This window comes from Rhizobium sp. SVR5-9E (assembly GCF_056755095.1).
Genome location: NZ_JBNDHS010000206.1, coordinates 1 through 1,745, shown reverse-complemented (window position 1 = coordinate 1,745; position 1,745 = coordinate 1). Strand labels below are relative to the sequence as shown.

Annotated in this window: 2 protein-coding genes and 1 riboswitch; both genes read right to left on the bottom strand. The window is 56.7% G+C overall.

The genetic code is table 11. The features are described 5' to 3' along the window. Window positions 1-363 (bottom strand): aldose epimerase family protein (locus ACPYOJ_RS34380; RefSeq protein ID WP_481420226.1); only part of this gene is annotated, 363 nt, incomplete at its 3' end. Window positions 364-481: 118 nt separating this feature from the next. Then, entirely contained in the window at window positions 482-1,405 is a 924-nt protein-coding gene (metA, locus tag ACPYOJ_RS34375) for a homoserine O-acetyltransferase MetA (protein WP_168831759.1), read from the bottom strand. Between the two features lie 64 nt (window positions 1,406-1,469). Further along, a riboswitch (SAM riboswitch) is annotated at window positions 1,470-1,547 on the bottom strand. Window positions 1,548-1,745: the final 198 nt, after the last annotated feature.

Below are 1,745 nucleotides of genomic sequence, written 5' to 3'. Positions count from 1 at the left end.
GTGCTCGACGATCGTCCAGTTGCGCTTGGCGATGTTGTCGCTGCCGCCGTGCAGATGCGAGACACCCTTTTCATTGAGTTCCAGCTGATAGGCCTTGCCGTCCAGCGTGAACTTGCCGCCGCCGATCCGGTTGGCGCAGCGGCCGGGCGTGGCGCCGAAATAGGAAGAATAGGCCGGATAGTCGGCGAAATTATCGAACCCCAGAAGCAGCGGGGCGTCGTGACCTTCGAGGCGCAGGTCTTGAATGACAGCGCCCCAGGTCATGATCTTGGCGGTCAGGCCACCGCCCTTGATCTCGACGCGGTAGACAGTTTCGCCGTCCTTCGTCGTTCCGAAAACTTCCCGTTCGAGCTTTTCAGCCATGGTCTGCCATCCGCAAATCTGTTGGGTTCAGGCCCGCGAACCTGCATCCATTTGCTGCGGCTCGCAACCACGAAATGCAAAAAGCGACGCCGTCCCGCGACCTGGCACTGGCCGCCGTTCAGATTTTGGTCCCTATTTCGTCGAGGTTATAGGACGTCGTCTGGTAGATCTCGTTGATCCAGTTGCCGAAGAGCAGGTGGGCGTGGCTGCGCCACCGGTTCTGCGGCGGGAGCGACGGATCGTTATGCGGAAAATAATTGTGCGGCATCTTGATAGGCACGCCCGCATTCACATCGCGGAAGTACTCGTCCGAAAGCGACGTCGAATCGTATTCTACATGATTGAACATATAGAGCCGCTTGCCTCTTTCCTCATGTGCGAGACAGACGCCCATCTCGTCTGATTCCATCAGGATTTCGAGGCTTTCCGATTTATCGATGTCCGCGCGCCGCACTTCGGTCCAGCGCGACACCGGAACTTCGAAATTATCCGAGAAGCCGTTGAGATAGACGGACGAGGATTTCAGGTTCTTGTGGCGATAGATGCCGAAGGCCTTTTCCTTCAGCTCGTATTTCGGAACCTTGTGGAAGTGATAGATCGCCGCCATCGCCCCCCAGCAGACGTTCATCGTCGAATGGACGTGCGTCTCCGTCCAGTCGAAGATCCGCTGCATCTCCTTCCAGTAGGTCACGTCCTCGTAAGGGAGGGTCTCGATCGGCGCGCCGGTGATGATGAAGCCGTCGAACTTGCGGTGCCTGACCTCTTCCCACGTCTCATAGAAGGCAAGCAGGTGGTCTTCCGAGGTGTTTTTGGCCTTGTGATTTCCGATGCGGACCAGCGACAGCTCCACCTGCAGCGGCGTAGCGCCGACCAGCCGCGCGATCTGCACCTCGGTCTTGATCTTGTTCGGCATGAGGTTGAGAAGTCCGATCTGCAGAGGGCGGATATCCTGACGGATTGCCGCCGTTTCCGTCATCACCCGGACCCCCTCATGAACGAGGGTTTCAAAAGCGGGCAGCGTATCGGGGATCTTGATGGGCATTGCGGTTACTCGATCAAAACAATGTGTACCGGCAAATAAAAAACCGGCGGCGACAAGAATCGCTACCGGTCCGCACGCGGCCCTTTAGCGACTTATTTAACGTGGCTGCAAGCCGGCCGGCCAAATCACCACGAGGTCTCTTAGATAGCGCTAGCAGACACACGAATCAATCCGAATTCGCAAGCTGTACTTTGAGCTAGGGTCACTCACGCATTAATGGCTGGTAAAATCTGTTGCTGGACAGCACGCGTCACCATGTTAATCAGGGACTGTGGTACGCATAGGAAGTCACAATGACAGAGGTCAAAGGCAGACCGAGCATTCAAGCGCAGGATAGAGT

Bases quoted from the DNA above. Each gene is read 5' to 3' on its own strand.
- metA (WP_168831759.1), bottom strand. From the start codon at position 1,405: ATGCCCATCAAGATCCCCGATACGCTGCCCGCTTTTGAAACCCTCGTT.